The 18084-nt window shown below is 67.6% G+C and carries 15 protein-coding genes and 1 riboswitch; of the genes, 10 read left to right on the forward strand and 5 right to left on the reverse strand.

Translation table 11 applies throughout. The features are described 5' to 3' along the window. The first annotated feature begins 16 nt into the window (after positions 1 to 16). Positions 17 to 745, forward strand: a complete 729-nt coding sequence (locus ABZV44_RS43405) for a TetR/AcrR family transcriptional regulator (RefSeq protein WP_354850554.1) — start codon at positions 17 to 19, stop codon at positions 743 to 745. Here the strand turns inward: ABZV44_RS43405 and ABZV44_RS43410 are convergent, their stop codons facing one another. From ABZV44_RS43410 to ABZV44_RS43420, 3 genes are all read right to left on the reverse strand, one after another. Beyond that, on the reverse strand, positions 746 to 1216 hold the full coding sequence (locus tag ABZV44_RS43410) for a GNAT family N-acetyltransferase (RefSeq protein WP_354850557.1): 471 nt from the start codon (positions 1214 to 1216) through the stop codon (positions 746 to 748). 21 nt (positions 1217 to 1237) lie between these two features. Then, the gene (locus tag ABZV44_RS43415) at positions 1238 to 3469 is read right to left on the reverse strand and encodes an MMPL family transporter (protein WP_354850560.1); all 2232 of its coding nucleotides are present in this window, start codon (positions 3467 to 3469) and stop codon (positions 1238 to 1240) included. Positions 3470 to 3627: 158 nt separating this feature from the next. Continuing rightward, positions 3628 to 5019, reverse strand: coding sequence for a threonine/serine exporter family protein (locus tag ABZV44_RS43420; protein WP_354850598.1), 1392 nt, complete (start codon positions 5017 to 5019; stop codon positions 3628 to 3630). A gap of 132 nt (positions 5020 to 5151) precedes the next feature. On the opposite strand from ABZV44_RS43420, the gene ABZV44_RS43425 reads away from it, so the two are divergent. Continuing rightward, positions 5152 to 7059, forward strand: a complete 1908-nt coding sequence (locus ABZV44_RS43425; protein WP_354850563.1) for an acyl-CoA dehydrogenase — start codon at positions 5152 to 5154, stop codon at positions 7057 to 7059. Between the two features lie 292 nt (positions 7060 to 7351). After that, positions 7352 to 8020 carry a phosphatase PAP2 family protein gene (locus ABZV44_RS43430; RefSeq protein WP_354850566.1) on the forward strand — a complete coding sequence of 223 codons (669 nt, stop codon included), beginning with the start codon at positions 7352 to 7354 and terminating at the stop codon, positions 8018 to 8020. Here ABZV44_RS43430 and ABZV44_RS43435 read toward each other — a convergent pair. Together ABZV44_RS43435 and ABZV44_RS43440 are read right to left on the reverse strand one after the other, a co-directional pair. Further along, a complete protein-coding gene (locus ABZV44_RS43435) occupies positions 7995 to 8882 on the reverse strand; it encodes a nuclease-related domain-containing protein (protein ID WP_354850569.1) in 888 nt (295 codons plus the stop codon). The genes ABZV44_RS43430 and ABZV44_RS43435 overlap by 26 nt on opposite strands. An 84-nt stretch (positions 8883 to 8966) precedes the next feature. Further along, positions 8967 to 10661, reverse strand: coding sequence for a GMC family oxidoreductase (locus ABZV44_RS43440; protein ID WP_354850572.1), 1695 nt, complete (start codon positions 10659 to 10661; stop codon positions 8967 to 8969). Positions 10662 to 10878: 217 nt separating this feature from the next. Here ABZV44_RS43440 and ABZV44_RS43445 point away from each other — a divergent pair, with 217 nt between their 5' ends. The 7 genes from ABZV44_RS43445 to gcvP all read left to right on the forward strand — a co-directional run bounded on the left by ABZV44_RS43445 (position 10879) and on the right by gcvP (position 17994). Next, on the forward strand, positions 10879 to 11496 hold the full coding sequence (locus tag ABZV44_RS43445; RefSeq protein ID WP_354850575.1) for a CDP-alcohol phosphatidyltransferase family protein: 618 nt from the start codon (positions 10879 to 10881) through the stop codon (positions 11494 to 11496). Positions 11497 to 11558: 62 nt separating this feature from the next. Next, positions 11559 to 11957 (forward strand): glycine cleavage system protein GcvH, encoded by a 399-nt coding sequence (gcvH, locus tag ABZV44_RS43450; RefSeq protein ID WP_354850578.1) that lies wholly within the window; start codon positions 11559 to 11561, stop codon positions 11955 to 11957. Positions 11958 to 12142: 185 nt separating this feature from the next. After that, positions 12143 to 12610, forward strand: a complete 468-nt coding sequence (gene garA, locus ABZV44_RS43455; RefSeq protein ID WP_354850581.1) for a glycogen accumulation regulator GarA — start codon at positions 12143 to 12145, stop codon at positions 12608 to 12610. Positions 12611 to 12654: 44 nt separating this feature from the next. After that, positions 12655 to 13440 carry a MerR family transcriptional regulator gene (locus ABZV44_RS43460; RefSeq protein ID WP_354850583.1) on the forward strand — a complete coding sequence of 262 codons (786 nt, stop codon included), beginning with the start codon at positions 12655 to 12657 and terminating at the stop codon, positions 13438 to 13440. Between the two features lie 67 nt (positions 13441 to 13507). Further along, positions 13508 to 13981: a bifunctional nuclease family protein gene (locus ABZV44_RS43465; RefSeq protein WP_040807814.1), complete on the forward strand. Its 474-nt coding sequence runs from the start codon at positions 13508 to 13510 to the stop codon at positions 13979 to 13981. 207 nt (positions 13982 to 14188) lie between these two features. Then, the gene (locus ABZV44_RS43470; RefSeq protein WP_354850586.1) at positions 14189 to 14755 is read left to right on the forward strand and encodes a MerR family transcriptional regulator; all 567 of its coding nucleotides are present in this window, start codon (positions 14189 to 14191) and stop codon (positions 14753 to 14755) included. Positions 14756 to 14893: 138 nt separating this feature from the next. Continuing rightward, positions 14894 to 14989, forward strand: a riboswitch (glycine riboswitch). A gap of 164 nt (positions 14990 to 15153) precedes the next feature. After that, a complete protein-coding gene (gene gcvP / locus ABZV44_RS43475; protein WP_354850589.1) occupies positions 15154 to 17994 on the forward strand; it encodes an aminomethyl-transferring glycine dehydrogenase in 2841 nt (946 codons plus the stop codon). Positions 17995 to 18084 lie beyond the last annotated feature (90 nt).

The raw sequence follows: 18084 nt of genomic DNA on the forward strand, positions 1-18084 counted from the left end.
GACATTTGGAGTCAGCATGAGTGAACCTCGCCGACGCGGCCGGATGCCGGCGGTCAGCGACGCCGACATCCGGCGCGTCGCGCGGTCACTGCTGGTCGACCAAGGGCCCGACGCGATCACGCTGCGGGCCATCGCGCGGGAGCTGGGCATCACCGCTCCCGCGCTCTACCGGTACTACGAATCCCGCGACGACCTCGTCGCCGCCGTCCGTACCGACGTATGTGCCGATCTGGCAAAGGATCTGGAGGCCGCCATCGAGGGCCTCCCCGACGACGCGGGCGTCCGCTTCTTCGCCATCTGCCGCGGTTTCCGCCGCTGGGCCCTCACGCACTCCCGCGAATTCACCCTGGTCTTCGCCTCCCCGGTCGGGGCCGGAATCACCAGCGCCATGCAGCAATTCGGCGAACCGGTCGGCCGCATCTTCCTCGGCGCCGCCGGCCGTCTCCTCACCGACTACGACGTCGTCACCCCGCCCACGGCCCTCATCCCGCCCGAGCTCCGCGACGACCTCATCAAGTTCCAGACCGACCTGCTCCGTGTGCTCGCCGAATCCGGTCAGAAGTTCCCCGCCGAAAAGCTGGACCTCGGCGTCAGTTACGTCATGATCCAGTTCTGGGCCCGCCTCTACGGCCACGTCACCCTCGAGGTCTTCGGCAACTACCCCATCCCGGTCAGCCACCCCGACGTCCTCTTCGACTCCACCCTCGCCGACATCGGCCGCGGCATCGGCCTCGTCGCCGACTGATCAGCCCACTTTTTGGTGGACGCGGCGCATGAAGCGTTCGCAGTCGTCATCGGGTGACGGTCCGGCGTCGACGAATCCGTGACGGATATACAACGCGATGGCACTGTCGTTGCCGGACTTGACCGAGAGCACGACATCGCGCCGGCCCGCCCAGTCCACGACCGCGCGCACGGCCGCGTCGCCCACGCCGCGGCCGCGGGCGGACTCGGCGACCCACAGCGAGATCAGCTCTGCCGCTTCGTCGTCTCGGATGTAGGCGCCGGCCATCCCCACGGGCATGCCGTCCAAGCGCACGACGAAGTTGAGGGGGACATCGGTCAGCCGGGCGCGCCAGCGCTGTTCGGTGTCGCCGGGTCCGCTCCACTCCGCGAGGGTCGAACCGAAGACCGCCGCCGATTCGGTCAGGGCCCGCAGCCGGAGCTCGCGCCACAGGGACCAATCGTTGGGCCGGAGGACCTGGATTTCGATCATGGTGTCGGTTCCTGGGGCGAATCAGCTTCGGGCGTCGGCCAATTCGGCGCGGCGCAGGTGGGCGGGTTCGTCGCGCAGGACGGGTTCGCTCAGGCCGATGCGTTGCTGGATGCGCTTCATCCAGGCCGGCGCCCACCAGACGCGGTCGCCCAGCAGCTTCATGGCGGCGGGGACCAGGAGCATGCGCAGGACGGTGGCGTCGATGACCAGGGCGGCGATCATGCCGTAGGCGATGTACTGCATGAGGACCAGGTCGGAGAAGGCGAAGGCGCCGGTGACCACCAGCAGGATCAGGGCGGCGGCGGTGATGATGCGGCCGGTCTGGGCGGTGCCGGAGCGGATGGCCTCCTCGGTGGTCGCGCCGCGCGCGCGGGCTTCGACCATGCGGGACACCAGGAAAACCTCGTAGTCGGTGGAGAGGCCGTAGATGATGGCGATGATCAGGAACAGGATGTTCGCCTGAATCGGCTGGGGGGTGAAGTTCAACAGGGTCGCGCCGTGACCCTCGGTGAAGATCCAGGTCAGGATGCCGAGCGTGGATCCCAGGCCGAGCACGCTCATGAAGGCGGCCTTCAGCGGGAGGACCAGGGATCCGAAGGTGAGGAACATCAGCAGCGTGGTCATGGCCAGCACCAGCAGGATCATCAGGGGCAGCCGTTTCAGCAGCGCGGCGATGGCGTCGTGCTGAACCGTCGGCACGCCGCCGACCAGGACGGTCATATCGTCGGGGACCGGCAGTGCCCGCAGATAGTCGATGGTCTTGTCGTACTTGGTGGAATCGATCAGATAGGCCTGGGTGCGATAGACGTTCGGCTGTGTCTGGGAGCGGGTCGGAATCTCGAAACCGGTCGAGAGCCCGGTGGTGACCAGCCCGGGAGCGCGGCTCGCCTGTTCGATGAAGGGGCCGACCTCGGTGCTGTCACCGGCGGTGATGAGCAACTCGATCGGGTCGGGCTTGCGGAGCGGGAAATAGGTGTCGATCTGCTGCTGGGCGACACGAGTCGTATTGTCCGGCGGCAGATATTTCTCACTGAAGCCGCCGAAGGCGATATTGCGGACCGGCACGATCAGCACCAGCAATCCGAGGATCAGGACCGCGGTGATCTCGCGGGGATGCCGCATCACCCAGCTGGTGGACCGGCCCCAGAAGCCCTCCTCCACCTCCTGCGCCGAATCGGTACGGCGGAATCGCTTGATGCCCAGGGCATTCACCCATGGCCCGAGGATCGCCAGCATGGCGGGCAGAATCGTGACGGCCGTCAGCGCCGCGAGGGTGACGGTGGCGATCGCGCCGTACGCGATGGACTTGAGGAAACCCTGCGGGAACAACAGCATGCCACCCAGGCTGGCGACGATCATGGTGGCCGAGAACAACACCGTGCGGCCCGCGGTCATCACCGCACGCCGGACTGCGGCGGGCGTGTCGTATCCGGCGGCCACCTCCTCGCGGAACCGGCTCACGATGAACAATGCGTAGTCGATGGCCAGGCCCAGGCCGATCATCGAAACGACCGGCGCCACGAAGGAATTCACCTCGGTCACATTGGTGATCGCCCGGACGATGCCGTTCGCGCCCAGAATCGTCAGCACACCCATCAGGAGCGGCAGCGCCGCGGCGACCACGCCGCCGAAGATGAAGAACAACAACACCGCGACCGCCGGAATGGCCAGCAGTTCCATGCGATGGGTATCGGCCGAAATGGTGTCGGTCAGGGCGGTCGAGACCGGTTGCAGGCCACCGACGTACACCTTGATACCCGGAATCGAGAACGCGTCCTTCACGGTCGTGGCGGCATTGTCCTTCAGCGCGACGGAGGCGACCGCGCGGGTCCGGTCCTTGGTGGCGAAGGCCGCGGAGGAACCACGGGTGGCGGAGACCTCGGGCCAATACGTGGCGTACACGCCGGCGATGTCGTTCGGAAAGCGCTGGGCGAGCCCGTTGAGGCTGTCCACGATCGGCTGGCTCACGTCCGGATCGTCGACGGTTTTCCCGTCGGGCGCCTGATAGAGCACGATCACATCGGCGGCGTGGTTCGGCCCGAACGCATTGGCGGCCAGCACCGCGGCCTGCGCGGACTCCGAGTTCGGATCGTCCAGACCGCCCGCGCTGAGCCGGCTCTCGAAGCCCCAGGCGTAACCGCCGAGACCGAGCAGAGCGGCCGCCACGATGCCCAGAACGAGAAAACGGTGGTTGGCTACGAGTTTTCCCCATAGCGCGAAGACATCGCGGTCACGCGGGCTTCTCGTGGTCATACTGCACGGTAGCAGTCAAGATCACGAGGAGTGAAAATCGTTGTATCAGAATATAATAAGTGAATTCCGGAACGTGATTTAGCGATAGAAAACAAGTATGGATCGTGGTGAAAAAGCCGTGCCGGATCGCCGGGCTGTGATCACCCGGAGCGCTGTGATCACCCGGAGCTGAGCCGTGGCCGGCGCAGCGAGCCCATGCGCTTCACGATCCGGGGCCGGCGCAGATCGCGGGCGATCCACTCACCCAGGGTCACACCGGCCGCCAGCGCCAGGCCGACCGCGAACGCACTGAACAATTGGTTGAGCCCGACGATCAATTCGTCATTGAGCAACGCGTAGAGACCGCGATAGACGCGCAGACCGGGGAGCAGGGGAGTGATGCCCGCGACCGCCACCACCAACGGGGGAGTCAGGGCGCGGCGCGCCACCAGACCACCGGCCAGACCCACCACCGTGGCCGCCACACCCGACGACACGATCGGGCCGAATCCGAAGTGCTGGACCAGCAGATAGACGATCGTGGCCGCCGCACCGCTGACCGCCGCCGCCGCGACGGCGCGCCGCTCCGCATAGCAGGCGAGCGCGAAGGCCGCCGAGGTGAGCGCGCCCGCGAACAGCTTCAGGGGCAGGTTGGTCAGGTCGCGGGTCGAGGTCATGTCGGCGATCGGAACCGTCGCCCCGAACACCTCCGCCACCCGCAGCGTGAACGCGATACCGGCGATGATGCCGCCGGTCATCATGATCACTTCCAGCATGCGCGCCGACGCGGTGATCGGCGCGCCGGTAATGGCGTCCTCGACCGCGCCGACCAGCTGTAAACCGGCCAGCAGCACCGTGATTCCGGCGGCGATGATGAGCGAAGGGTCCAGATGCAGGCTCTCGGCGAAGGTGGAGACCAGGACCGCGGGCACGGTGGCGATGATGCCGCCCACCATGTGCTGGAAGAAGAACGGCAGACCGCGCCGATTCAGGATCCGGTTGGTGCGATCGATCATGGTGGTGGCGGCGAAGCTCAGCAGGGCGATGAGCAGGCCGCCATTGAGCAGCAGCGCCACCGCCGCGGCCATGACCGCCCAGCCGACCGTCGCGAGCCACCGCGGGTACGGGTGCGGCGCGGACGTGATCTCGTCCAGTGCCGCGAGCGCCTCCTGCGGCGGGACCAGTTCCCGGCGGATGCGGCGGGTCAGCCGATCGGCGGCCGCGAGGCGGGTGAAGTCGAGCGACCGGTAATGCACGACGCGCATGGTGCTGTACGGCGGCAGCCGCGGTCCCCGGTCGGCGGAGATACGAATCGAGTTGTAGGTGACGTCGATATCGCATTTGGACAGCCCGTAGGTGGAGGCGATGAATTCGATCTGCGTCGTGGTGTCCATGACCGCGGTCCCGGACGCCAGCACCACCTCGCCCACCCGCTCGGCCAGATCCATCACCTCGGTGACCGTCGCGTCGTCGGTGACGTCGATCGGCTGGACCGGAGCGGGCGCTTCGACCACCGCGTCGACGGTCGCGCGGCGTTCCGCGACCAAGCGGCCCACCGCGCCGGTCAGCATCCGGCGCCACCGGGCGCGTAGCCCGGAAGGCGCCTCCGCCTCGATAGCCACATCGGTGCTCACATACAGAAACGTACACGGGTGCGGGAGATCACCAGGTTGAGCAGTTCGATGGCAGTAGTGTTTTCGAGTATGGCGACGAGCGGCGTTTCGATTTCGGAAGAGCTACGCGCGGCACTCGACGGCCCCTGGCGTGACGTGCGCGAACGAGCGCGGGGCATCCTCGACGACGATCGCCTCTACGGTGACCCCGCCCTCGACATCAAGGCGGCGCGGGCGCGCGTGCTGGACCAGATGCAACTGGTCGCCTCCTTCGGCTGGGTCGAGGGCGGCTTCCGGCACCCGGACGGCAGCCCGGGTGACCCGGGCGCGGTGGTCACCGCGCTGGAGATGCTGGCCTACACCGACCTGTCGCTGTGGGTGAAAAGCGGTGTGCAGTGGGGTCTTTTCGGCGGTGCGGTCGAAAATCTGGGCACCGAGCGCCACCGCGAGTACATCGACGAACTGATTCCGCTGCGCCTGCTCGGCTGCTTCGCCATGACCGAGACCGGGCACGGCAGCGATGTCGCCAACCTGGAGACCACCGCCACCTACGATCCGGCGACCCGGGAGTTCGTGGTCCACAGCCCGACCGCCTCGGCCCGCAAGGACTACATCGGCGGCGCGGCCGAACACGCCCGCATGGCAGCGGTTTTCGCGCAGCTGATCACCGGTGGCGAGAGCCAGGGCGTGCACTGCTTCCTGGTGCCCATCCGCGACGAGGCGGGCAGCGACCTGCCCGGGGTGACCACCTCCGACTGTGGTCTCAAGGGCGGCCTGCCGGGCGTCGACAACGGCCGAATCCTGTTCGACCAGGTGCGGATTCCGCGGGAGAACCTGCTCAACCGCTATGCCGACGTCGCACCGGACGGCACCTACAGCTCCGAGATCGAGAACCCCAGCCGCCGCTTCTTCACCACCCTCGGCACCCTTGTGCGCGGCCGGATCAGTGTCGGCGGCGCGGCCTCGGCGGCCACGCGGGTCGCGCTCGGCATCGCCGTCCGCTACGCCGAGCAGCGCCGCCAGTTCGCCGACCCCGACACCGGCGAGGAGACGGCGCTGCTGGACTACCGCAGCCATCAGCGCCGTTTGCTGCCGCTCGTAGCGCGTTCCTACGCACTGGCTTTCGCGCAGAACGATCTCGTGCACCGCATGCACCTGGTGCAGACCGGCCAGACCACCGACCCGCGCGCCCAGCGCGCCCTGGAGAACCGCGCCGCCGGACTCAAGGTCGCCCAGACCCGCCACGCCACCCAGGCGATCCAGGAATGCCGCGAAGCCTGCGGCGGCGCAGGCTATCTCACCGAGAACCGCCTGGTCACCCTCAAGGCCGACACCGATGTGTTCACGACCTTCGAAGGTGACAACGTGGTCCTGACCCAGCTGGTGGCCAAGGACTTGCTGACTGCCTACGCCGATGAGGTGCGCGACCTCGACGCCCTCGGCTGGGTGCGCTTCGCGGCCACCATGGCGCGCGATGTGGTGCGCGAGCGATCCGGTGTGCGGCAGATGATCCAGCGTCTGCGCGACCGCGGCGACGAATCCGTCGACGAGGCCGACCTGTCCCGGCGGTCGGTCCAGTTGCAGCTGTTCGCCGATCGCGAGGACTACATGGTCCGCACCGCCGCGCACCGGCTCCAGGCCCGCGCCAAGGAGACCGGGCCCTTCGAGGCGTTCAACAATGCCCAGGACCACATCCTCGCCGCCGGCACCGCGCACATCGAGCGGTTGGTGCTGGAGGCCTTCATCGACGGCATCGCGGAGATCGAGGACCCGGACGCGCGCGCCCTCGCCGATTCCGTCTGCGACCTCTACGTCTACTGGACCATCGAGCAGAACCAGGCCTGGTACATCATGCACCGGTTCATGTCCGTGGAGCGGGCCAAGGCGGTGCGCCGCGGTGTCAACGAACTCGTCGATCGGCTTCGGCCGCAGGCGCTCACCCTGATCGAGGGACTCGGCGTGCCGGAGGGCATCCTGCGCGCCGCCATGCTCGGCTGACCCCGGTCGCCGTCGCAGCTGAATCCTAGTGCCTCCGTGCATCATTGAGAGATTCCACACACGACCCGCCTCGCCAAGGCCGTCTCGCCCTGGCCCGAACCCATGCCGAGCCGTGGCTCCGCAGCCGCGACGGCACGGTCGGGCTGATCATCACCACCGTCCGCGACGCGCGACCATGCCAAGGGCGTCGCGGTGTTGTGGCATGCGATCGGGCCGCGCGACGGGCTGCTGCGGCGCGTGCTGGTCGAGCGCCGATCCTGAGGCACGGGCGGGCCGTCGGTATCGTGCAGCCGTGACTCGATCGACCGCGCCCGCCCCTATCCCGCCGGATCACCGGATACGCCGTGCCGCTCTGCCCGCCATCGTGCTGGCGGGGGTCATCGTCACTGTGCTTGTGCCGCTGTCGTTTCCGGCGGGCGGCGGGTCGACGAGCGCGGATCTGGTGCTGGAGCGCGATATCCACTCGGGGCTGGACGCGCACACGTGGGTGTATCGAGTCCTGGTGTTTCCCAGTAACAGTTATGTGGTCCTGCCACTGCTGTGCGCCTTTGCGGCATGGTTCGCCTACCGCCGCCAATGGTGGCAGGCCGGATTCGCCCTGGTGGCCCCCGAGCTGGTGGTGGCCGTCAATACCTTTGCGCTCAAACCGTTCTGGGACCGCAGGCTCGACCACTATCTCGCCTACCCCAGCGGGCACACCGTCCAGCTGGTCGCGGTCGTCACCGCCTTCGCGCTGGTGGCCGAATCCGCCCGCGTGCGGACCGGCACGGTGATCGTCATGGTGGTGGTGCTGCCGGCCGTCATGATCGGCATGGTCGGCTTCGGATACCACCATCCGACCGATGTCCTGGGCGGAACAGCGGCCGCTGTCGCGCTCGTGACCGCCCTCTACCTACCGTTCCGCTACTTCACGGCTACACCGGTTGCCGCGCTGTCTAATACGACGCCGCCCCCGCGATGATGAACCACACCACCCACAGCACAGCCACCAGGAAGCCGAGCGTCAGCATCACCCGCATGAGCCCGCGGGTCACCTCGATCCGGTCGCTGCGGCGCGGGTAGAGCTTGCGCGGGCTGAACCACGGCTCGGGGATGTTCAGACCGCGTGCCGACGCGTGCTCGCGCTCCAGCCGCGCCTGCTCCTCGGCGAAGGCCTCGGCCTGGGCCTGCTGCGGACCGCCGTGCCACAGCGTCGGATCCACCGGGCCCAGGAAGCCCTCGTTCAGCAGATCCTGCGGCGCGGGCAGATACGGCAGGATGCCCAGACCGCGGAACGCCCAGGCCACGTCATTGGCCGACCACTGCGGCCGCCCCCGCGAGAGCAGGCTGGTGAAGTGGTCGCGCAGCCGCCGCTCGTCGCCCAGCAGCACCTGGAAGCTGGGATCGTTCCACAGCTGGGTGACCCGCAGATTCGAACCGGGCGCCGGCACCACCAGCACGATGCCGTGGATGACGCGCTGCCCGAGTCCCCGTTCGGCCAGCCAGTTCTGCAGTGCGAAGGTGTGATCGCGGGACTTGTCCAGCGGACTGCGCTTGTCGCCGCCCTCGAAGGTGATGATCCGGTCGCCGACCCGCCAGGGGCCGTTGACCGGAACCTCGAGCTCGCCGTCCATGCGCTCCGACAGCGTCTCGGCCTCGATCACCACACAGCTGGTCGGCGTCCACACCACCGCGTCGAACGGATGCAGCTTATCGCCGTGGAACAGACTGCAATTGACGGTGGCGACGCCCTTGGGATCGGTGCTGCCCTTCCAGGTTCGCAGCCAATCGATGAGCACCTTCTCGGCGTGGCTGCCGGCGGTGTTCTGCACTCGGACGAGCATCGGCTCTCACCTTCCTCGTCGAATCGATACCGGGAAATGGTACGGGCACAACACCCCAAATTACCGCCGGGCACGCCGCCGCGCTCAGTTCGCGGAGAGCTCGTGATCGTTCGGGAACAGGGGCAGTCGCAACGCGCCGGGCGCGAAGTCCGGCACCACCGCGTGCTTGGGCGCGACGGGGCGGATCCGACGATACGCGGCGCCCAGCTCGGGCCGCGGATCGGCCTCGTTTCGGTTGGGCCAGAACGCCATTGCGCGCTCGGCCTGGGCGGTGATGGTCAGCGACGGGTTCACGCCCAGGTTCGCCGTCACCGCCGAGCCGTCGGCGACATGCAGACCCGGATGGCCGTACACGCGCTGATAGGGGTCCACCACACCGCTTTCCGGGCCCTCCCCGATGACGCAGCCGCCGATGTAGTGGGCGGTGGCCGGGATGTTGAACACGTCCATGGCCAGCATCTGCACGTCGCCGTCGACCTTCGCCCCGAAGCGGCGGCCGACATCGTGCGCGAGCGGGATCCAGGTCGGATTCGGCTTGCCCATGCCCTGTTTGGTCTTCAGCTGCCCCCAGCGCCGGAACGAGGTCAGCGAGTTGTCCAGCGACTGCATGACCAGCAGGATGACCGACTTCTCCGACGCCCGCCGGGCATTGAGACTGCGCGCGAACACCACCGGGTGCAGCAGCATGGCCAGCAGGAAGCGCAGGAACCGGAACGCGCCGCCGTCCACCAGCGGCACCGACAGCGGGAACAGGCCGTTCTGGCCCTTGCCGTAGTGGCACACCTCGACATGGGTGTCGGGCTCGGGATGGATCGAGGAGGTGATGGCGATGCCCTCGGCGAAGTCGTCGCGCGCCTTGCTCACCACGTTCAGGATGGCCTCGGAGTTGGAGCGGGTCAGCTCGCCCAGCCGCGGCGACAGGTTCGGCAGCACACCCTCGTCCCGCATCTTGTGCAGCAGCTTCTGGGTGCCCAGCGCGGCCGCCGCGAACACCACCTGCTCGGCGGTGAACACCTTGCGCCCCTTGCGGATCCAGCGATCCGAGCGCTGTGTCTCGATGGCGTAGCCGCCGCCGGTCATGGGCCGCACCTTGGTGGCCGTGGTCAGTTCGAACACGTGCGCGCCGGCCCGCTCGGCCAGGTACAGGTAGTTCTTGGGCGTGGTGTTCTTGGCGTTGTGCGGGCAGCCGGTGAAGCAGCGCGCGCAGTGGATGCAGCCGGCGCGCCTCGGCCCCGCCCCGCCGAAGTACGGGTCGTCCACCTCCTCGCCCGGCGCGGCCTCGTTGAAGAACACGCCCACATTGGTGGCGTGGAAGGTGTCGGCCACGCCCAGATCCTCTGCGACCGAACGGATCACGTCGTCGGCCGGGGTCATGCGCGGATTCGGGGCCACGCCCAGCATGCGCTGCGCCTGGTCGTAGTACGGCGCGAGCTCCGAGCGCCAGTCGGTGATGTGGGCCCACTGCCGGTCGGTGTAGAAGGCCGGCAGCGGCTCGTAGAGGGTGTTGCCATAGATCAGCGACCCGCCGCCCACGCCCGCCGCCGAGAACACCGCGCACTTGCCCAGAATGCTGATGCGCTGGGTGCCGGTCAGCCCCAGCCGCGGAGCCCAGATCGACTTGCGCACATTCCAGTTCGTCCTGGGGATGTCCTCGGCGTTCCAGCGGCGGCCGGATTCCAGCACGGCCACCCGGTAGCCCTTCTCGCTCAGGCGCAGCGCGCTCACGCTCCCCCCGAACCCGGAGCCGATAACGACGACGTCATAGTCGAAGTCGGGCATGGTCTTTCCTCTCCCTGGGCTGTACCGATCAGCCTTCACCACTGGGGCCCGAACCGCAGCACGCCCCGCGAATTCGCACCCCTCCAATACGATGAGAAAATACTAATGTCATTCTCTCACCGGGTGAGTATGACAGCGAACATATCGGTTGGCTCCGGCGGCGGCGCGGCGGCGTGCCCGGATGGAGATGGCGCAGCGATTGGGGTATGACCGGGATGTGACAACCGAGCGGAACGCCGAACCGGTCTACAGCGACCGCATCCTCACCGTGCCCAACGTGCTCAGCGTGATCCGGTTGATCGGCGTCCCGGTTTTCCTGTGGCTGCTGCTCGCCGAGAAAGCCGACGGCTGGGCCTTCACGCTGCTGGTTCTCAGCGGCATCACCGACTTCCTGGACGGCAAGCTGGCCCGCCTGCTGGATCAGTCGTCCAAACTGGGCGCCATCCTCGACCCGCTGGTGGACCGCCTCTATCTGCTGGCGACCCTGGGCGGCTTCCTGATTCGCGGCATCCTGCCCTGGTGGGTGGTGCTGATCCTGGTCGGCCGCGACGCGATCCTGACCCTCACCCTCGGCATCTACCGGCGCCGCAACCTCCCCCCGCCCGAGGTCATCTACCTGGGCAAGGCGGCCACCTTCGCGCTGATGTCCGCGCTGCCCTGGCTGCTGGCGGGGCAGATGGACTGGGCGGCGGCGGGTTTCGGCCGCGCTTTCGGTGGGGCATTCTTGATCTGGGGCACGGCGGTCTACGTCTGGACCGGAATCCTGTATCTCCGCAAAGCCGTCGCCGTGGCCCGAGCGATACCGCCCGTGCCACATCATGATCACTCCCGATAGGGTGTGCGGCGGACGGATCGACGACGATCCCGAGAGGAACGCCCGTTGAAAGGACACTGCCAGTGACCGCAGTACCCGAGGATTTGCGCTACTCCGAAGAGCACGAGTGGGTGAACAAAGTGGGTCCGACCCGGGTGCGGGTGGGTATCACCGATTACGCGCAGTCGCAGCTGGGTGACGTCGTGTTCGTGCAGCTGCCCGCGGTGGACTCCGACGTGGCGAGCGGTGACAGCATCGCCGAGATCGAATCCACCAAGAGTGTGTCCGACATCTACGCCCCGCTGGCCGGGAAAGTCGTTGCGGTGAACGATCTTCTGGATGCCGAACCCGAGACGGTCAACTCCGACGCCTACGGCGACGGGTGGCTCTTCGAGGTCGAGGCGGAGTCCGCCGAGGCGCTCGAAGCGGCACTCGGAAAGCTCCTCGATGCCGCAGGTTATCAAGGAGTTATCGGAGGCTGAAGGAGCCTTCACAGTTCTACCTGCACGGGTACGCCCTGGCAGGGTACGGTCAATGCCAACAGAAGTGCGCGCAGCCGGTGTCCGGATTATCCGGACCTACCCGAAGCGGGGAGTGGCCGGAGTGCCGCATCGCTGAGGGCATCAACTGCTTGCATGGATTATTCGGTTCGAGGAGGAGAGCAAGGGTGAGCGAGAACAAGGACCCGGGTTACCAGGAAACGGCAGCAGAGACCACTTCGGTGTTCCGTGCCGACTTCCTGAACGAGGTCGACACGTCGCGCACCGAGCAGACCGGCGAGCAGCCGGTGCAGGGAGTGGAGGGCCTGCCCGCGGGCGCGGCCCTGCTGGTGGTCAAGCGTGGTCCGAACGCCGGCTCGCGCTTCCTGCTCGACCAGCCGACCACCTCGGCGGGACGCCATCCCGACAGCGACATCTTCCTGGACGATGTCACCGTCAGCCGGCGTCACGCGGAATTCCGCCAGGACGACGACACCTTCCAGGTCGTCGATGTGGGCAGCCTCAACGGCACCTACGTCAACCGGGAGCCGGTGGATTCCTCGGAGCTGCAGAACGGTGACGAGGTCCAGATCGGCAAGTTCCGTCTCGTCTTCCTGACGGGACCGCGACCGGCGACGAGCGACTCGGGTCTATAGGACCGAGCGGAATGACTGGCGCAGCGCAGTGGACGCGCGGAGGCATGTCGATCGGCTCCGTGCTGGATCTCCTGCGTCCGGATTTTCCGGACATCACCATCTCCAAGATCCGATTCCTGGAGTCGGAGGGCCTGATCAGCCCGGAGCGCACGCCCTCGGGGTACCGCCGCTTTCATGTGGCGGACGTCGAGCGCCTGCGCTTCGTGCTGACCGCGCAGCGGGATCAGTACCTGCCGTTGAAGGTGATCAAGGAACAGCTCGAAGCGATCGACAGTGGGGCGGCGACGCTCGGGGTCCGGGAGGCCCGGGCCCGGGCGAACGCCGTGGGAGGGGCCGTGCCCGATTCCAGACCTGGGCCCGACGCGAGAGATGGTCTGTCGCCCAATGGAGGCGGCCGCCTGCGGCGGCTGACCGCCGTGCCCGGTGAGGTATCGCCCGAGGAGCTCCGGTTCGACCACGAAATCCGGATCACCCGGGCGGATCTGCTCGAGCAGGCGGGCATCGACGAGAAGTTCCTGACCGAGCTGATTCGCGCCAACCTCATTACCCCCGGTGCCGCAGGCTATTTCGACGGCGACGCCGTCACGCTGGCCCGCACCGCCCAGGCTCTGAGCGAATTCGGTTTGGAGGCAAGGCATCTGCGCGCCTTCAAACTGGCCGCCGATCGCGAGGCCGCCATGGTCGCGCAGATCGCGGCGCCGATCGCCAAGAGTCGTGACGCGGATGCCCGCGCCCGGGCCGAGGAGACGGTCCGTGAGTTGGCGGCATTGTCGCTGACTCTGCACACCTGCCTGGTGAAGACCTCTGTGCGCGCTTCCCTCGGGGGCTGAATTCTTCGCCTAGACTCGGTATTACAGCCGGGTTGGGCGGCCGGTGAGGATCTTGGGAGGCAGTGCGATGAGCGAAATGCGTGTGATCGGCATCCGTGTCGAACAACCACAGAATCAGCCCGTGCTGTTGCTCCGAGAGGTCTCCGGCGACCGCTATCTACCCATTTGGATCGGCCAGGCCGAGGCCACCGCGATCGTGCTGGAGCAGGAGGGCGTCACGCCCATCCGCCCGCTGACCCACGATCTGATCAAGATTCTGATCAAGGAGCTCGGGCACACCCTCAAAGAGGTGCGGATCGTGGATCTGCAGGAGGGCACCTTCTACGCCGACCTGGTCTTCGAGAACGATCTGCGCATCTCCGCGCGGCCCTCGGATTCGGTGGCGATCGCGCTGCGGGTGGGCTGCCCGATCTATGCCGAGGAGCCGGTGCTGGAAGAGGCCGGACTGGTCATGCCGGACGAGCGCGAGGACGAGGTCGAGAAGTTCAAGGAGTTTCTCGAATCGGTATCTCCCGACGATTTCAAGGCCACGGACAGCTGACCAGTTCCTGACCTGGTAATGATCTCCAAACGGGACAAAACAGGGTCTCTACCTCAGGTTTAGGGTTAAAAACACGCGGCTGATCAAGCTTTGCCGGTGCCGATTCTGCCGCGACAATCAGGGGAGTAGCCTCGATTGTTAGGCCAACGCTCCAGAGTCGATTGACAGAGCCCGAGCCCTGATAGGTAAGCAGTAAGGGAGTAGTCAGTGGGAGATCAACCGCAACCTCAGGATGTGGTGCAGCCAGGGCTGTTCCCCGATGACACGGTGCCCGACGAACTCGTCGGCTACCGCGTGCCCAGCGCTTGCCAGGTGGCCGGCATCACCTACCGCCAGCTCGATTACTGGGCCCGCACCGGACTGGTCGTCCCGTCCATCCGCAGTGCCACCGGATCCGGCAGCCAGCGCCTGTACTCGTTCAAGGACATCCTGGTCCTGAAGATCGTCAAGCGGCTCCTCGACGCCGGCATCTCGCTGCAGAACATCCGCATCGCCGTGGATCACCTGCGCAGCCGGGGCGTCGAAGACCTCGCCGGGATCACTCTCTTCTCCGACGGCACCACCGTCTACGAGTGCTCCTCCGCCGAAGAGGTGGTCGATTTACTGCAGGGTGGCCAGGGCGTGTTCGGCATCGCCGTCAGCGGCGCCATGCGCGAACTCACCGGAGCGATCGCCAACTTCCCGGCCGAGCGCGCCGAGACCGCGACCACCTCGGACCGTCCCGAGGACGAGCTGTCCTTCCGCCGCAAGGCCCGCATGAGCAAGACCGGCTAGGCACCCTTTTCCGGACGCGCGTCGCTTCTTGCGGCGCGCGTTTCGGGTATCCGGGCAGGCCTTTCGAACTGCGCCACAGTCTGAAACCTGCCCAGGCAACATTCTTGTAACCTGGCGCCGCTTAGACTGACAGTGCGTCGCAGCCGTGCGGGAGAGTTCCGGGGATAGTCTCGGACGCCGAAGGAGCAGCACCTCCCCGTCAATCTCTCAGGCACCAGGGACCGTGCGGAGTTTCGACGCCTCTGGAAAGTGGTGACCTCGCGTCACCCGCCCATGGTGAAAGGTCAACGGCCGCAAGGCCGGGGTCCGAATCTCTCAGGCATCGAGGACAGAGGGGGAGGGCAGACGACACGTCGGCCGCCGGGCCGACCCCCGCCCACCCCTTTTGGAGAGCAGCCGTGATCTGGACTCGATCCTTCGCCGACCGCCACATCGGCCCCGACAGCGGCGAGACCGGCCGCATCCTCGAGACGGTGGGCGTCGAGTCGCTGGACGAACTCGCCACCCGGGCCGTGCCGGCCGGCATCCTGGACGCGCCCGAGGGCAATGGGCTCAACGCGCTGCCCGCCGCGCTCTCCGAGCACGAGGCGCTCGCCGAGCTTGCGGCGCTGGCGAATTCGAATACCGTGGCCACCTCCATGATCGGGCTGGGCTACTACGACACCCTCACCCCGCCGGTGCTGCTGCGCAATCTCGTCGAGAATCCGGCCTGGTACACGGCGTACACGCCCTACCAGCCGGAGATCAGCCAGGGCCGCCTCGAGGCGCTGCTGAACTTCCAGACCATGGTCGCCGACCTGACCGCCATGGAGGTCGCCAACGCCTCCATGCTGGACGAGGCCACCGCGGCGGCCGAGGCCATGACGCTGCTGCAGCGGGCCAACCGCAAGAGCAAGTCCGAGCGGCTGCTCATCGACACCGATCTGTTCCCGCAGACCCGGACGCTGCTCTACACCCGGGCCCAGCCGCTGGGCATCGAGATCGTCGAGGCCGACCTGGCGGGCGGGGAGCTGCCCGAGGGCGACTTCTTCGGCGTGATCGTGCAGCAGCCGGGCGCGTCCGGCCGGATCGTGGACTGGGCGCCGGTCATCGAGGCCGCGCACGCGCGGGGCGCGCTGGTGGCGGTCGGCGCGGATCTGCTTGCGCTGACGCTGATTACGCCGCCGGGGGAGCAGGGCGCGGACGCCTGTTTCGGCACCACGCAGCGCTTCGGCGTGCCGCTGGGCTTCGGCGGGCCGCACGCCGGCTACCTCGCGGTGCACAGCGCGCACGCGCGTCAGCTGCCGGGCCGCCTGGTCGGCGTCTCCGTGGACGCGGACGGCAACCTGGCCTACCGGCTCGCCCTGCAGACCCGTGAGCAGCACATTCGCCGCGAGAAGGCGACCTCGAACATCTGCACCGCGCAGGTGCTGCTGGCCATCCTGGCCGCCATGTACGCCTCGTATCACGGCGCGGACGGGCTGCGCTCGCTCGCGCGCCGGGTGCACGGCCACGCCCAGTGGCTGGCCGCCGGACTCGGCGACGCGGTGGTTCACCAGACCTTCTTCGATACCGTGCTGGTGCACGTGCCCGCGGGCGCGGAATCCATTGTGACCAAGGCGAAGGGGCGCGGGATCAACCTGCGGCTGGTCGATGCCGACCATGTGGCGATCGCCTGCGACGAGGTCACCACCGACGCCCACATCGTCGACGTGCTGGACTGCTTCGGCGCGGAGATCCCGGTCGGCCCGGAGGGCGCGCTCTTCCACGGCAAGCAGCGCCCGCACATCGAGGTCCGCACCTCGGAGTACCTGACCGCGCCCGCGTTCACCAGGTACCGTACCGAGACCGCCATGCTGCGCTACCTGCGCGCGCTGTCGGACAAGGACATCGCCCTGGACCGCAGCATGATTCCGCTCGGCTCCTGCACCATGAAGCTGAACGCGGCCGCGGAGATGGAGTCCATCACCTGGCCGGGCTTCAACCGGGTGCACCCCTACGCCCCCGTCGAGGACGCCCCGGGCCTGATCAAGCTGATCGAGGACCTGGAGGGCTGGCTGTGCGCGGTCACCGGCTACGACCGGGTTTCCTTGCAGCCCAATGCCGGTAGCCAGGGCGAGTACGCGGGTCTGCTGGCCATTCGCCGCTACCACCTGGATCGCGGTGACTCGCACCGGGACACCTGCCTGATCCCCTCCAGCGCGCACGGCACCAATGCCGCCTCCGCCGCCATGGTGGGCATGCGGGTGGAGGTCGTGAAGACCCGCCCCAACGGCGATATCGACCTCGACGATCTGCGTGCCAAGATCGCCGACCACGCCGAGCGGCTGGCCTGCATCATGATCACCTACCCGTCCACCCACGGCGTGTACGAGCACGAGGTGGCCGAGCTGTGCGGGCTGGTGCACGAGGCCGGCGGCCAGGTGTACGTGGACGGCGCGAACCTCAATGCCCTTGTCGGACTGGCCCGTCCGGGCAAGTTCGGCGGCGACGTCAGCCACCTGAACCTGCACAAGACCTTCTGCATCCCGCACGGCGGCGGCGGCCCGGGCGTGGGCCCGGTCGCGGTGCGCGAGCACCTGGCGCAGTACCTGCCGGGCGATCCCCTCGACAAGGGTTCGCACGCGGTGTCGGCGGCCATGTACGGCTCGGCCTCGATCCTGCCGATCACCTGGGCCTACATCCGCATGATGGGCGCCGACGGCCTGCGCCGCGCCACCCTGACCGCCATCGCCTCGGCCAATTACATTGCGCGCAAACTGGATCCGCACTTCCCGGTGCTCTACACCGGCGACAACGGCATGGTCGCCCACGAGTGCATCCTGGATCTGCGCGAGATCACCAAGCGCACCGGCGTCACCGTCGACGATGTGGCCAAGCGCCTGGCGGACTACGGCTTCCACGCCCCGACCATGAGCTTCCCGGTCGCGGGCACCCTCATGGTGGAGCCCACCGAGAGCGAGAACCTCGAAGAGCTGGACGCTTTCATCACCGCCATGATCGCCATCAAGGGTGAGATCGACCAGGTCGAGGCCGGGGTCTGGCCCGTCGAGGACAACCCGCTGCGCGGTGCGCCGCACACCGCGGAATGCCTGGTGGGCGAATGGGATCACCCCTACAGCCGCGAACTCGCCGTCTACCCGATGGGCGTGAGGCACGCCCGGGCCAAGGTGTGGCCCTCGGTGCGCCGCATCGACGGCGCCTACGGCGACCGCAATCTGGTGTGCTCGTGCCCGCCCTTGGACACGTACGCCGAGTGATCGGCGACTGACCGTCGAACAGTGAAGCGGGGCCACAGGTAAGGGAAACCATGGGGGGGTAAAACAAATTTGTCGTGGCGGAAACAAGGG

Origin of the sequence: Nocardia sp. NPDC004860 (assembly GCF_040609015.1) — a bacterium.
Taxonomy (GTDB): Bacteria; Actinomycetota; Actinomycetes; order Mycobacteriales; family Mycobacteriaceae; genus Nocardia.

What these genes read in the sequence shown, in the direction of transcription:
- ABZV44_RS43405 (WP_354850554.1), top strand. Translation starts at nt 17, where the DNA reads ATGAGTGAACCTCGCCGACGCGGCCGGATGCCGGCGGTCAGCGACGCC.
- ABZV44_RS43410 (WP_354850557.1), bottom strand. Translation starts at nt 1,216, where the DNA reads ATGATCGAAATCCAGGTCCTCCGGCCCAACGATTGGTCCCTGTGGCGC.
- ABZV44_RS43415 (WP_354850560.1), bottom strand. Translation starts at nt 3,469, where the DNA reads ATGACCACGAGAAGCCCGCGTGACCGCGATGTCTTCGCGCTATGGGGA.
- ABZV44_RS43420 (WP_354850598.1), bottom strand. Translation starts at nt 5,019, where the DNA reads ATGCTGACCGGCGCGGTGGGCCGCTTGGTCGCGGAACGCCGCGCGACC.
- ABZV44_RS43425 (WP_354850563.1), top strand. Translation starts at nt 5,152, where the DNA reads ATGGCGACGAGCGGCGTTTCGATTTCGGAAGAGCTACGCGCGGCACTC.
- ABZV44_RS43435 (WP_354850569.1), bottom strand. Translation starts at nt 8,882, where the DNA reads ATGCTCGTCCGAGTGCAGAACACCGCCGGCAGCCACGCCGAGAAGGTG.
- ABZV44_RS43440 (WP_354850572.1), bottom strand. Translation starts at nt 10,661, where the DNA reads ATGCCCGACTTCGACTATGACGTCGTCGTTATCGGCTCCGGGTTCGGG.
- ABZV44_RS43460 (WP_354850583.1), top strand. Translation starts at nt 12,655, where the DNA reads ATGTCGATCGGCTCCGTGCTGGATCTCCTGCGTCCGGATTTTCCGGAC.
- ABZV44_RS43465 (WP_040807814.1), top strand. Translation starts at nt 13,508, where the DNA reads ATGAGCGAAATGCGTGTGATCGGCATCCGTGTCGAACAACCACAGAAT.